General features: G+C 44.6%; 15 protein-coding genes. All 15 read right to left on the bottom strand.

What is annotated here, in order from left to right; genetic code table 11:
- Positions 1–66: 66 nt before the first annotated feature.
- The 15 genes from JXL83_03150 to gcvT all read right to left on the bottom strand — a co-directional run bounded on the left by JXL83_03150 (position 67) and on the right by gcvT (position 13662).
- A complete protein-coding gene (locus JXL83_03150) occupies positions 67–555 on the bottom strand; it encodes an adenosine-specific kinase (protein MBN2363110.1) in 489 nt (162 codons plus the stop codon).
- A gap of 19 nt (positions 556–574) precedes the next feature.
- Positions 575–2215 (bottom strand): AAA family ATPase, encoded by a 1641-nt coding sequence (locus tag JXL83_03145; protein MBN2363109.1) that lies wholly within the window; start codon positions 2213–2215, stop codon positions 575–577.
- Entirely contained in the window at positions 2208–3059 is an 852-nt protein-coding gene (locus tag JXL83_03140) for an NAD(+)/NADH kinase (protein ID MBN2363108.1), read from the bottom strand. Before JXL83_03140 ends, JXL83_03145 begins: the two co-directional genes overlap by 8 nt.
- Positions 3060–3077: 18 nt before the next feature.
- A complete protein-coding gene (prmC, locus tag JXL83_03135) occupies positions 3078–3926 on the bottom strand; it encodes a peptide chain release factor N(5)-glutamine methyltransferase (GenBank protein ID MBN2363107.1) in 849 nt (282 codons plus the stop codon).
- A gap of 6 nt (positions 3927–3932) precedes the next feature.
- Positions 3933–5024 carry a peptide chain release factor 1 gene (prfA, locus tag JXL83_03130; GenBank protein ID MBN2363106.1) on the bottom strand — a complete coding sequence of 364 codons (1092 nt, stop codon included), beginning with the start codon at positions 5022–5024 and terminating at the stop codon, positions 3933–3935.
- Positions 5014–5913, bottom strand: a complete 900-nt coding sequence (locus JXL83_03125; protein ID MBN2363105.1) for a DUF1385 domain-containing protein — start codon at positions 5911–5913, stop codon at positions 5014–5016. Before JXL83_03125 ends, prfA begins: the two co-directional genes overlap by 11 nt.
- Before the next feature lie 10 nt (positions 5914–5923).
- Entirely contained in the window at positions 5924–6337 is a 414-nt protein-coding gene (locus JXL83_03120) for a hypothetical protein (GenBank protein MBN2363104.1), read from the bottom strand.
- Positions 6334–6993, bottom strand: coding sequence for a Crp/Fnr family transcriptional regulator (locus tag JXL83_03115; protein ID MBN2363103.1), 660 nt, complete (start codon positions 6991–6993; stop codon positions 6334–6336). Before JXL83_03115 ends, JXL83_03120 begins: the two co-directional genes overlap by 4 nt.
- 91 nt (positions 6994–7084) lie before the next feature.
- Positions 7085–7969: a bifunctional enoyl-CoA hydratase/phosphate acetyltransferase gene (locus JXL83_03110; protein ID MBN2363102.1), complete on the bottom strand. Its 885-nt coding sequence runs from the start codon at positions 7967–7969 to the stop codon at positions 7085–7087.
- A gap of 68 nt (positions 7970–8037) precedes the next feature.
- Positions 8038–9459, bottom strand: coding sequence for a 2-oxoacid:acceptor oxidoreductase family protein (locus JXL83_03105; protein MBN2363101.1), 1422 nt, complete (start codon positions 9457–9459; stop codon positions 8038–8040).
- Positions 9459–10517: a 3-methyl-2-oxobutanoate dehydrogenase subunit VorB gene (locus tag JXL83_03100; protein MBN2363100.1), complete on the bottom strand. Its 1059-nt coding sequence runs from the start codon at positions 10515–10517 to the stop codon at positions 9459–9461. The genes JXL83_03105 and JXL83_03100 overlap by 1 nt, the downstream gene beginning before the upstream one ends.
- Before the next feature lie 9 nt (positions 10518–10526).
- The gene (locus JXL83_03095; GenBank protein MBN2363099.1) at positions 10527–10763 is read right to left on the bottom strand and encodes a 4Fe-4S binding protein; all 237 of its coding nucleotides are present in this window, start codon (positions 10761–10763) and stop codon (positions 10527–10529) included.
- On the bottom strand, positions 10760–12115 hold the full coding sequence (gcvPA, locus tag JXL83_03090) for an aminomethyl-transferring glycine dehydrogenase subunit GcvPA (GenBank protein MBN2363098.1): 1356 nt from the start codon (positions 12113–12115) through the stop codon (positions 10760–10762). The genes JXL83_03095 and gcvPA overlap by 4 nt, the downstream gene beginning before the upstream one ends.
- Before the next feature lie 8 nt (positions 12116–12123).
- The gene (gene gcvH, locus JXL83_03085) at positions 12124–12525 is read right to left on the bottom strand and encodes a glycine cleavage system protein GcvH (protein ID MBN2363097.1); all 402 of its coding nucleotides are present in this window, start codon (positions 12523–12525) and stop codon (positions 12124–12126) included.
- 27 nt (positions 12526–12552) lie between these two features.
- A complete protein-coding gene (gcvT, locus tag JXL83_03080; protein MBN2363096.1) occupies positions 12553–13662 on the bottom strand; it encodes a glycine cleavage system aminomethyltransferase GcvT in 1110 nt (369 codons plus the stop codon).
- Positions 13663–13722: the final 60 nt, after the last annotated feature.

Here is a 13722-nt window from a genome sequence, read left to right as displayed (position 1 = left end):
ACTTTAAAATATATTTCAATAAAAATGTATTTTACACGCAAAGAAAGTGGAAGGACAGCTGTTTCGTCAGAAAGAAAGTTTGTAGCCGATTTTTCTCAGAAATTCGAATCTCTTCTTTCTTTCTTCATTGTTTTCAAAACCTTTCGGTGAATTTCCATCGGCGACTCCGATGATGGCCTTTCCTTTGCCGGCTGATGCGACAATAACGTGAACAGGATTTGCAGTTGCGCAGTATATGTTTGTTATCTCGGGCAGGTTTTTCAGTGAATTTAAAAAATTTATTGGATAGCAGTCTTTGACGAAAATTATGAAAGAATGGCCTGCTCCCACCGCCATTGCGTTTCGCTGCGAAAGATCGAGCAGTTCTTCATCGTTGCTTTCGGACCTGATTAAAGCCGGATCCGAAGCCTCGCAAAACGAGACGGCATACTTCACTGCAGGGACGGCTTTCAGGATCGCTTCGGCTATATCTTCCGGAGTCATTATGAAATGAGAGGACCCGATAACTAAATTGAAACCTTTTCCGTTCTCAATTTCAACCGCAGAAATTTCCATAATATGCCTCCTTTGCGTTTTATTTTGAATTAATGAGGCTTTGCGCGTAATCGAGAGCTTCTTTTGTCACGGTCTTGCCGCTTGCAAGTGCCGCGACGGCTTTTACACGTTCGATAGATTCGTTTGCGTATGTTATCGCGGTTTCGGATGATCCGCCTGAAACATTTTTGTTGACTACGATGTAATGATCTGCGAACGATGCTATCTGCGGGAGATGCGTTATGACGATGACCTGCCGCTGACGAGACATGTCGTGAAGGTACTTTCCGACCGACCTTGCTGTTTTGCCGGAAATGCCGATGTCTATTTCATCGAACACAATGACGGGGAGAAGCCTCTGCTGCATAGTTGTCGCTTGAATAGCCAGAGCGATCCTCGAAAGTTCTCCTCCGGAGACAACTTTGGAAAGAGTGTCCATTTTGAGATCCGGATTTGCGGAAAACAGGAATTCGACTTCGTCTCTGCCGGTTTCGTCCAGGAAAACATCTTCGATTCTGTGATCGCCGGATTTTTTTTCGTTGATTTCGACTTTGAACCTGGCTCCTTTGAAGCCGAGGCTTTCCAGCATTTCGCATATTTGATTTGTCAGTTTTAAAGAAGACTTTTTCCTTCTCTCGCTCAAGGCGGAGGAAAGATCATATACTTTTTTTTCCAAATATGACAAAGCTTCTTTCGCTTGACGGATCGTTTCTTCTGAGACTGAAGAAGCGGAGAGAATATCCTGCAGTTCTGTTCTGCGGTTTATCATGTTTTCAAAAGTACCGCCGAATTTTCTCATTGCTGTATGAAGTAGATCCCGGCGTTCTCTCAGGGAGCCCAGCTTTTTGGAATCGTATTCGAAATCAGACATCTTTGTTAAAACTCTTTCTATTTCCTCTCTTGCCAAAGAAAGCTGTTCTATCAGGCTGTTCAGCTCATCGTAAGAGGTATCTATTCTTGAGAGCTGAACGGCTTCATTGTGGAGTTTTTTTATCGTTGAAAACACACCGTTTTCAGACGAGCAAACCAGATCCTCGCAGTTCAGAAGATGAGTTTTGATCTTCTCGTAATTCTCAATTTTTTTTATGGAAGAATTGATGTCTTCCCATTCGCCGCTTTTTATATCCAGGTCGTTCAATTCCTTGAGCTCATATTCCGCGAGTCTTTTCCTCTCATCTCCTGCCAGTTTTTCTTTTTCAAGCCTTGAGAGTTCTTTAATCTGAATACGGTATCTATCGAAAAATTCTTTATAGGCGCTGAATATGGCGTCGTTTTCTGAAAAATTGTCGAGATATTCGTGAAAAAATTCCGGCCTAAGAAGTTCCGAAATTCTGTTCTGGCCGAACATCATAACTGTCTGCGACGAGACTGATCTGACTCGTTCTACGCCGGATTTTTCACCGTCTATAGTTCTGGGCGGCCTGCCTTTTCTCTGAATTTTTATTTCCAGGAAGATCTCTTTTCCCGAGTTGTCCGTCAAAATTGTCTTTATTTCAGGAGGTGCGGCGTCTGATCTGAAAGATCTTCTGTCACTTTCATGTCCCAGAGAAAGAGAGATCGCGTCGAAAATCAACGATTTTCCGGCACCTGTTTCTCCGGTGATGATATTGAGACCCTTGTCGAAATGAATTTCGGCATTTTTTATGGTCGCCACGTTTTTTATGTTTATGGATTTAATCATCGTGTATGCTGAAATAATAGCATTTGGAACTGTTCTTACAGCCGCCGCAGCTCGTTTTCATTTTCGTGTCTCCGAGCTTCAGTTTCGAGCGGAGAGTCGAAAAATAGTCGACGCTTTTGAGTCTGAGAAGAGTTGTGTAAGAATCAGATTTCGCGATTTCAATTTCATCGCCCTTCGAAATGTTTTTTGCTGTTTGACCGTCTATCGCTACAAAAGCGGATTCACTGCAAAGGGTAATTTTTACTTTTGAGTCCGGAGGAATAATGATCGGACGCAGGGAAAGAGAATGGGGGGATATTGAATTTATGATTATAAGGTCCATGTCGGACTGAACTATCGGACCTCCTGCGGAAAGCGAATAAGCCGTTGAGCCCGTAGGAGTGGAAATTATAACCCCGTCACCGACTATTTCAGTCAGGAAGTTACCGTTGACGAACGAAAGAAGGTGAATGACCCTGAACGACATCCTCGGCATTACCACTACATCGTTCAGAGCATCAGAAGTGCCGTCTACTCTTAGATTGATCCTTCTTTCGAGTCTGTAATCTCCTCTTGCGAGTTCTTCGAGAGAAAGGTCAGTGTCCTGCGCTTTAATGTCGGCAAGAAAACCGAGATTTCCGAGATTGATGCCGAGCAGGGGGATGTCTTTGTGCCGGACTGTCTTGGCGGCTTTGAGCATGGTCCCGTCGCCGCCGAGGGAAATCACGAGGTCCTCTTCATCGTTCGGGATTTCACCGAAGAATGTCGTTACACCCCTTTTTGAGAGAAAAGAAATGATTTTCTTCATGACCGGAGCGTAATCCTTATTTGGGTTGGCTAGAATTCTGACGAATTTGAAGTCCATTCCATCCTCTTTCCGCCTTTATTTACTGGCGATAACGATTCTTGTTATTCCCGATAAGTCTTTTTCTCCGTGAACAGAACGGAAACCATTTCCGTACAGTATTCTCCTGGCTCTGTCGAACTGATCCTCTCCGATTTCAGAGAATAAAAATGATCCGTCGGGAAGAATCTCCTGCGCCTGCTCCGACAGATTTCTGAACTGTTCCAGTCCGTCAAATCCTCCGTTTAATGCAGATTCAGGTTCGTTTTCAATAATTTCCGGATCGAGTCCGGCGAGTTCCGGATAAGGGACGTAGGGGGGATTGGCTACGACGGCGATAATGTCGTTTCCAGGTCTCAATGATTGTAAAGTGTCGGCTCTTACGAGCGAAATTTTTTGTGACAGGTTCCCGTGTGACAAAAGGTTTCTTTTCTGCCATTTGACCGCTTCAGAGGATATCTCAATCGAAATTATCTCGGCAAAGGGCAAGTGTTTTGATAAGCACAAAGACACGGCGCCCGAGCCGGAGAAGCATTCGATTACTTTCCCTTTTTTATCCTTTAAAAACTTTTCTGCCGTTATTGCGAGAATTTCCGTTTCCGGTCTCGGTATAAATACCCCGGGACCGACTTTGATGTTTAAACCGAAAAATTTTTCGGTTCCCGTAATGTATTGTCTCGGAATTTTCTGGACTCTTTTTTTCAAATATTCATAGTACAAGAGAGTTCCGGATTCTTTTATACATTTTTCACTGTTTTTAAGCAATTCGTCTATGCTCATACCCGAAGCGTGAGACAGGAGGTAATATGCTTCGTCTAAAAAGTTTTCAATTCCTTCCGATTGGAGTTTCGCGGATCCGTCTTCAATTAAATCAGCAATATTTCTCATCTCTTATCAAAGACCTATAGACATTATTTTTCTGTTTTGCTCGTCTTCGAGAAGCATTGATATAACGGGGTCGAGATCTCCGTCGAGAACCTCTTCAAGTCTGTGTATGGAGAAATTGATCCTGTGGTCGGTGACTCTTTTCTGAGGGAAATTATATGTCCGTATTCTTTCACTTCTGTCGCCGGTTCCGACCTGCGCTTTTCTCTGACTGGAAATTTTTTCTGTTTCTTCGTTCAGTTTTATATCATATATCCGGGCCTTGAGAACTTTGTAGGCTTTTTCCCTGTTTTTTATCTGGCTCCTTTCGTCCTGACAAACAACAGCCAGACCCGTTGGAATGTGCGTCAGTCTTACCGCCGTGGAAAGTTTGTTTACATTCTGGCCTCCCGGTCCGGACGCGTGGAAAAAATCCATTTTTATATCTTTCGGGTCGATCTGAATTTCGACTTCTTCGGGTTCGGGAAGTATGGCGACAGTAATTGTCGAAGTGTGAATTCGGCCGCCTGATTCGGTCGCAGGTACGCGCTGAACCCTGTGAACTCCGGATTCGAATTTCATTTTTCTGAACACGTCTTTTCCGGAAACGGAAAATACGCAGTCTTTGACGCCTCCGAGCTCGCTTTTGTGTATGTCTATCAAGTCGAATTTCCAGGAATTCAATTCAGAAAATCTCTGATACATCCTGAACATGTCGCCGGCGAAAAGAGCCGCTTCTTCACCTCCTGCCGCCGGTCTCAATTCAACTATGATGTTTCTGGAGTCGAGGGGATCTTTCGGGACAAGACAAATCATTAATTCTTCGGTTTTTCTTTTTATTGAATCTTGCAATTCTTTTTCCTCGGTTCGTGCGAGCGCCAGAATTTCTTCGTCATTTTCTGAAGATATGATCCGGGTTACATCCGAGAGTTTTTTCTTTAAATCGTTTATCTCATCGTTTAAATATATTATTGGATCAAGTTCGGATTTTTCTTTGAGAAGGCGGAGATATTTTTTCTGATTCGAGAAAATCGCAGGGTCCGATATTTCGTCATTTATGACAAGATGTTTGGATCTCGCCTTTTCAATAAATTCGGTGAGTTTTATGTTTTCAGGAAGCATTGCCGGATTCTTCTACGGAAGCTTTCAGAGCAGATATGCTCACTTCCATTTGTTTGCAATCCGGCTGCTTTGTCGTCAGTTTCTGCATCAGCAGTCCGGGATAGACAAGTATTCTAAAAAAAGGATTGTTTGCGTGTTTTGATCCGAGTCTGTTGAATTCGTAAGCCAAACCGGCTATGAAGGGAATGTAAAAAAGATGAACCAGCGTCCTGTTCAGCGGGGTGTTTGAAAAATGAAAACGATTAAATATGATGGTGTCGAAAAGAGCGCTGATAATGATTGCGAGAACTACCGTGACCAGGATCAGGCTTGTGCCGCATCTCGGATGTTCCTTGTTGTACGTCAATGCGTTTTCAGGAGTGAGATCATGTCCGGATTCGTAACAGTATATTGCTTTGTGCTCCGCTCCGTGATACTCAAAGACTCTTCTGACGTCTTTCAAGAACGAAATTGCTACAACATACAGTATAAAAAATGTCAGTCTGAATGATCCGACGATAAGATTCAGAAGAAACTGATTGTCTTTGTAAATTCCCGGGAAAATGTATTTCGACGCGAGAAGAGGAAGACTGAAAAATACGAGAATCGCGGCTAAAAGCGAGAGTATCATGATTAAATCATCTTTCCAGGTTTTCTTCTGGTCCTTCATTAGTATCTGAGACGACATTTCGAGGGCTTTGTATCCGAGAAAAACTGTCTCAAAGAGAACCACGAAACCTCTCACGAGCGGCAGTCTTAGTAAAAAATGTTTTTCGAGGAAGGATTTTCGGTTCCATTTTTTTGTCACTATGGTGTCGTCGTCCTGACGTACCGAAAGCGACCAGCTCTTAGGAGTGATCATCATCACGCCTTCCAGAATCGCTTGTCCGCCTACTTTAACTAAATTCATATCTGCTGTTTCAGTTTTTGAGAATGATGACGGTGTCGACGGCAGTGTCAGAAACACCGTTTGGATTGGCTACTTCGAGAGCGATTATTTTAACTAGCGGAAACGACTGATTCGTGTCGAGCGAATAGGAGATTGACGGAGGCGATGTAAGAATACTGTGCAAACTTGTCCAGTTTTCCCAGAGGATCGAATCAGGATCCCGGTCGAAATTCCAGGATATTCTCGCCCACAAGTCCGCGGCCGGTACTCCCGAACAACTGCTTCCTTCAGCGTCTATCGTGAAAACAGCATTCGAAATATAGGCCGTCTCAGGTCTTACGTTGAGGACGGCTACAGGTTTGCTGTGCGGTGAGAGGGGATCTTTGCTGCAGGATACGACAGATGTCATAGCAATCAGGATTAGCAAATTCGTGCTGATTTTCAAGCCGTCTCCTCGTCTTCGAATTTGTTTTTAAGTTTTATGTATCTGATGAATTCTTTGAGTTTATCCGTGTTGACTTTCATATTATCGCCTTCGTAGATGATGACTTCTGATTCTTTCAGATTATCGATGATTTTTTTTGCAGTCGCGTCTTTTATGCCTACGCTTGCCGCTATTATTTCGGCGTCAATGTTCATGGACACGATCGCGCCGTCGGTAAATCCGTCCGAAAAATTTTGGGCTTTTGTGAGCAGAATCGTGGCGAACCTGAGTTCGTCATCCGGAATAGCGAGAAGTTTGAATTGATTGGAAGTGACTCTGAGTCTGGAGATCAATTCATTTACGACGAATTCGATGAAGGGATTTTTCCTAATGTGTGAAACGAAGGCTTCTTTGTCGAATATGACCAGTTCGACATCTGTGTATGCTTCGGCGCTCGCCGATCTGGGGGATTGGTCTAGAATGGCCATTTCTCCGAAAAAATTACCTTCTTTTATAACCGCCAAAGTGTGCTGAATTCTGCCTGTCAGTTTATAAATTCTTACGTTTCCTGATTTGATGAGGTACATTTCATTCCCGGTTTCGCCTTCACTGAATATCAATTCGCCTTTTTTGTAGATGATTTTTTTTTCGGTTGATTCGCTTGCATCCGTTTTCATTATGTTTCCCTGATGAGTTACAACACTTTGAATTATCATTCAATTAACGAAAAAATGCAATCGTTAATGAATGAGCGAACTGCCATAAACTTCATGAGAGCACCGATCCAAGGGCAATGGAATTGAGTTTTGTTTTCGGTTCGTCAGATCTTGACAGCATGACAACGGGTTTAGTCGTGCCGAGAATTGCTCCTGCCGCCTGCGCTGAGGCGAAATATATCAGGGATTTTGCGAGCATGTTTCCTGCAGACATCGAAGGTACCAAAAGAATATCAGCGTCGCCAGCGACTGGAGATAAAATGTTTTTGTGGTGTGCCGATTCTTCTGAAATGGCCGCGTCTATCGCGAGCGGTCCGTCTACAATACAGTTTTTTATCTGACCTGTTGAGTTCATCTTGCTTAATTGTGCGGCGTCAATGGTCTCAGGCTGTTTCTCGGAAACAGTTTCCACTCCGGCCAGAACTGCGACTTTGGGATTGTTTATTCCGAGTTTTTCGCACAGTTTGACCGAGTTTTCGAGTATCCGGATTTTTGTCGTCAAGTCAGGATGCTCGTTCATTCCTCCGTCCGTAATTATCAAGAGTTTGTGATATAGATTGAGAGATAAAACCGCCGCGTGACTTAAGACTTCCGAGAACCTGAGTCCTGTCTCTTTATCGAGGACGGCTTTTAGGAAATTCGAGGTCGGAATCAAGCCTTTCATCAGGAAGTCCGCTTCTCCTGTGCTGACTGCTTTTACTGCCTGATGCGCAGCTTGATACCGGTCTTTCACGTCTACGATTTCAAAATCATCTGGTTCAACGCCTTTCTTTTGTAAAATGCCGGTTATTTTGATTTTATCGCCGAAAAGTACGGGTGAAGTCAGGCCCATTTTCACTGATTCGATGAGGGCTTCCAGGACATTCTCATCTTCGGCACAGGCGACGGAAAGTATTTTTCTGCCTTTTGACAGGGCTATTTTATACAGATCGTCCATTTTTTCTGGCACAGTCTCCTCCTACGTTATGCTGGAGTCAGTCGGTAAAAATTAAATGAGCGTCGAAATCAATCAGTCAGGTTCATCCCTTTTTCCAAAGCGCTTTTGTTTATCTCTATGAGGTTTTCGCGGGAGATGTGAGTCTTAAAAGCGTCGAATACTGCGGTTTTATCGATTAATCCTGTCAATCCAATGAGTGCTCCGAGTATCAGCGAGTTTGTCACTTTCGTGTTTTTAAGTTCTTTATCGGCTATTTCGCTGAAAGGCTTTGCCAGAACCTGGACGTCTTTCCTCGACACGCCTTTTTTGACAAGCGTCGTGTCTATTATGATCAAACCGCCTGGCGCGACGTCTTTTTCGAATTTTTCCAATGAAGGCTGGTTCATGGCAATCAGTATGTCGGGTTTGTCGACGCTCGGGTTCGAGATTTTTCCTGATTTTATGACAACGTGGCAATTCGCCGTACCGCCCCTCATTTCAGGGCCGTATGAAGGGATCCAGGTCACTTCTTTGCCTGCGAGCATCGCGGATTCGGCGAGAAGTACACCGAGCATCAGAATTCCCTGTCCCCCGAAACCTGCTATTTTGATTTTGGGATTTTCGAATATTTCTTTTTTCGGTTTTGGCTCAGGGTAAACGTTTACCTGCGTTTCGAACTCAAGAGCTTCTTTAATTTTTTTGTTTTCCCACAAAGGTCTTATGATTTCCCGGGGTGTTCTTTGTGAAGACACGTCTTTGAAAACACCGACAGGAAAATACGGCAACTGATTTTCTTCAATCCATTTCAGGGAGTCGACGGGTGTTACTTTCCAGCCGGAAGGGCACTGGGAGAGAATTTCGACGAATGAAAATCCTTTATTTTCCATCTGAATCTGCAGAGCTTTTCTTATTGCTAGTCTGGCTTTTATTCTGTGCTTGGTGTCGTGAAGGCTCACCCTTTCGACGTAAACCGGAGATTCAAGCTGAGATATCAATTCAGCCATTCTCAGAGGGTGACCTTCGTTTGCAGGATTTCTTCCGTACGGTGTGGTGGTCGTTTTCTGACCGACCAAAGTGGTCGGAGCCATCTGTCCGCCTGTCATTCCGTATATGCTGTTGTTGACGAAAAATACGGTTATGCTTTCCCCTCTGTTGGCTGAGTGGAGTATCTCGTTTCCGCCTATCGCCGCGAGATCGCCGTCGCCCTGATAACTTATCACCACGGAATCAGGCCGGGACCTTTTTATTCCGGTCGCTACAGCGGGAGCCCTTCCGTGGGGAGCCTGCTGATGTCCACAGTCGAAGTAATAGTATCCGAAGACGCTGCATCCGACGGGACTTACCCAAATTGTTTTACCGGCGATTTCAAAATCTTCTATCGCTTCGGCAATGTATTTATGTACAATGCCGTGTCCGCAGCCGGGACAGTAATGAGTGGTTCCTTTGTCGGGGCTGGGATTTCTGAAAAATTCGTCGTAAAAACTTTTGGGTTTTCTCAAAACTTTTCCCATTACTTCCTCCCCGTTATTTTTTTGACCTGTTCAAGTATTTCAGCCGAAGTTGGAACAATACCGCCCATTCTTTTGTACAAATATATTTCTGTTTTGCAGTCTGTCTGGAGTCTGATGTCATCGAACAACTGACCATCTGACATCTCTACTACAAGGATATTTTTTGTTTTTTTGGCGAGTTCTTTAAGTTTTTTCCCCGGGAACGGCCAAAGAGTTATCGGCCTGAAAAGGCCGGCTTTTATACCTTCTTTTCTCGCGATTTCAGTGACGTCTTTGAGAATTCTCGACGTTATTCCGTAACCTATGAGTATGATTTCAGCATCGTCTGTCATGAATTCCTCAAACGCGGTTTCATTCTCTTCAATCTTTCTGAATTTATCACCGAGCCTTTCGATGTGTTTTTCCATTTCGGAGGGTTCCAGATAAATCGAATTGATTATGCTGCGCGAAAATTCTTTGGTTCCCTGTGTTGACCATGGTTTTTTAGGAAGGTCTTTTTGGGGAAGCGGTTCGGGAAATTCCACGGGTTCCATCATCTGGCCGATGAACGCGTCAGAAAGAAGCACAACCGGAATTCTGTATTTATCGGCGAGTTCGAAACCCCTTATAGTCAGGTCGCACATTTCCTGTGCCGAATTAGGCGCCAGCACAATGAGATGGTAAGACCCGTGTCCGCCGCCCTTGACCGACTGATTGTAATCCGCCTGTTCAGGAGCGATGTTTCCGAGACCCGGTCCGGCTCTCATAACGTTGACTATCAGGCACGGGACTTCAGCTCCGACGGCATAGGAAATGCCTTCCTGCATGAGACTGATGCCGGGGCCGGAACTCGCGGTCAGTGTTCTCGCTCCGGCTCCTCCTGAACCATAGAGCATGTTTATTGAAGCGACTTCGCTTTCTGCCTGAAGGAAAGTCCTGTTGACCCTGGGAAAATAATATGCCGAACCTTCAGCTATTTCGGAAGCCGGCGTTATCGGGTAGCCGAAGTATGTCTCGGCACCGGCTAGGATTGCCGCTTTGACGACGGCGTAGTTTCCTTTTATCAGTTCTTTTGCCATTTTTTTCTCCTATTCTTTGTGATCTTTTGGATAAACTTCTATGGCGCCGGGTTCAGGGCATGTGTAAAAGCACGTCCCGCATCCTATGCAACCTTCGCCAGTATAAGCGGCGGGATGGAAGCTTTTTTCATTAAGATCGGGAGAAGCTACAAGGCAATTTTTAGGGCAGGCTATTATGCACAGTCCGCATCCTTTGCACAGTGAAGCGTTTATGACTACTTTGGGATAAGTTTCAACTGCGGTCATTTGGCCTCCTTTAAAACTTCTTTGATTGAATCAGCGTAATACTCGAGTTCTCCGTCGGTTCTTTTCTCAGTGACAGCTATGAGAATCTGTTTTTTTCTTTTCTTGTCGAAAATTCCGAGATCAATTCCGGCGATTATGTTTTTCTCCAGCATCTTTGCCGAAACGACGGAAGCGTCAACAGGCAATTCTATGGCAAATTCATTGAAAAAAGCGGAATCGGGGAAAACGTTTTTTATTCCATTAATTGCGGTCAGTGATGAATTCAGTTTTTGAGCGTTCTGGTGAGAACGCAGTGCGGCGTCTTCAAGCCCTTTTTTCCCCATCAGGGCAAGATAAACAGCCGCTCTGAGTGCGCACAGAGCCTGATTCGTGCATATATTGCTCGTTGCCCGTTCCCTCTTAATGTGCTGCTCTCTGGTTTGAAGGGTCATCACATATCCTGTGTTGCCCTTTTTGTCGGAAGTTTCACCGATTATCCTTCCTGGTATTGCTCTGATGTGTTCTCTTCTTGAGGTGAAAATGCCGAGAAGAGGGCCGCCGTATGACATTTCTATACCGAGAGGTTGGCCTTCACCTACAGTGAAATCGGCGCCGAATGCTCCCGGCGGTTCGAGCAGTGAAAGTGTAAGCGGATTCGTGTAAATCACCGACAGAACTCCTTTGGAGCGTGCTCCGACAATGAAATCGGCGATCGGTTCAATCGTCCCGAAAAAATTGGTGTAAGGTACCGCGACAGCAGCCGTATCTGTGTTCAAGAGTTTTTCCATCTCTTTAATGTCCGTCGCACCGTCTTCGTTTATCGGGCATTTGACCAGTTCGAAGCCGTGAGAAAGATAAGTCTCGGCAACTTTAAGAACCGAAGGGTGAAATGATTGGGAAATAATTATCCTGTTCTTCTTTTTTATTTTTGAACATATTATCAGAGCTTCAGAAAGTGCTGTTGCTCCGTCGTACATTGAAGCGTTGGAAACATCCATGCCCGTCAGTTCGCAGATCATTGATTGAAATTCGAAGATAACCTGAAGAGTGCCCTGGCTCACTTCCGGTTGGTATGGCGTGTATGCAGTGTAAAATTCGGGTCTCGATGATATGTGCTGAACAGCCGCAGGAATGTAGTGGTCATAAACTCCTCCTCCGGCGAAGCACAGTGTTTTGACGGAATCGCAGTTTTGAGAAGCGGTTTTTTGCATTAGTTTTATAAGTTCGCATTCGGTTATTCCTTTGGGCAGGTCGAAATGATCTTTGCACGGCAGGTCCGGTGATATGTCTTTCAAGAGAGAATCAAAATCAGTAAATCCGATTCTTTCCAGCATATTCTTTTTATCGTCATCTGTGTGAGGGATGTAGGGCATGCGTTCCTCTAATGAGCGCTTTCAAGCACCACCATTTTGTAATCTTCGGCGCTGAGAAGATAGGCTGGAGAAAATTCTTCGGAGGTTTCTATAACGGCTATCCATCCACCTTCGTAAGGTTCTTTGTTGAGCAAGGAAGGATTGTCCGGCAGAGCGACATTTATCTTTAGTATTTTGCCGTCAACAGGCGAAAAAATATCTTCTGCCGTCTTCACAGCTTCAACTGTGCACAGGGAATCGCCTTTTTTTACGATGTCTCCTTCGGCGGCGTGATACTCCAAATAGACAATGTCTGAGAGTTCTTGTTGCGCGAAATCAGTCAGTCCGATCGTGATTTTCTGGTTTTCAACTTTAACCCATTCGTGAGTTGCTGTGTAAAAAAGATCCGGCATAATTGTCGTTTCGGACATCGGTCCTCCTTCTTTTGATTATTACTTTTATTTGTGCGTTGCGTTTTTGTAAAAAGGCGGTTTGACGATGACCGCTTCAAATAATTTTGATCTGACGTCTATGTCAATCCGTGAATTTATCTTGTGATGGCCTGTTTTAACATATCCCATGCCTACGCTTTTGTCGAGAATTGGGGAATAAGCGCCGCTGGTCACTTCTCCGACAACTTCGCCGGCGGAATGTATGGCGAATCCTTTCCTGGCGACTCCTTTCCCGTTCATCACGAAATGAACAAGCCTTCGGTCCACTCCGTTTTGTTTCTGATCGAGTAAAACTTTCTTCCCTACAAAATCCTGTTTTTCAAGTTTTACCACCCATCCTAATCCTGCTTCCAGCGGTGTGGTGTCTTTTGATATGTCATTCCCGTAAAGGCAATAGCACATTTCGAGCCGCAAAATGTCTCTGGCGGCAAGGCCAACAGGGCATGCGGAAAATTTCTCTCCGGCGTCAAGAATTTTTTGCCAGAGAAAAGTAGACCTGTCTGCGGGGGAATAAATCTCAAAGCCGTCTTCTCCCGTGTAACCTGTCCTGGATATGATAACGGGCACATTTTCGATTTCAGTCCGGGCGCTCTGATAAAATCCGAGAGATCCGTAATCTATGTCGGCAATGTTTTGCATTATTTTTTCCGAAACGGGTCCCTGTAGCGCAAGTTGCGCCGTTTCATCGGATTTATTGGCGATCTCAACATCGAATCCTGCTGAGTTCTCAGTTATCCAGCTGAAATCTTTTTCTATGTTGGAAGCGTTGACCACGAGAAGGAAGTAATTCTCGAGTCTGTAGACAAGTAAATCGTCAACTATCCCGCCTCCGGGGTAGCACATGGCAGTGTACAGTACTCCTTTATCGGGCAGGTTCGAGACATCGTTTGTGACTATGAAATTGACAAAATCCGCAGCTTGCTTGCCCCTGATTTCGATTTCGCCCATGTGAGAGACGTCGAACAATCCCGCCGTTGTGCGGACGTTTAAAACTTCGGATACAATTCCGGCGGGATACTGGATGGGCATTTTAAAACCCGCGAACGGCACTATTTTTGCTGCATTTTTCAGGTGTTCTTCGTAAAAAGGTGTCGTCTTGAGTTCCGGTTCAGTCATATTTACTCCGTTCAATTCTTGTTGATTATAGGTCTGGCACAATGTATATTAGTATATTTA

This window comes from candidate division WOR-3 bacterium, assembly GCA_016934535.1.
Lineage (GTDB): Bacteria > SDB-A > SDB-A > SDB-A > SDB-A > JAFGIG01.
This window is presented reverse-complemented; position numbering and strand designations above follow the sequence as displayed.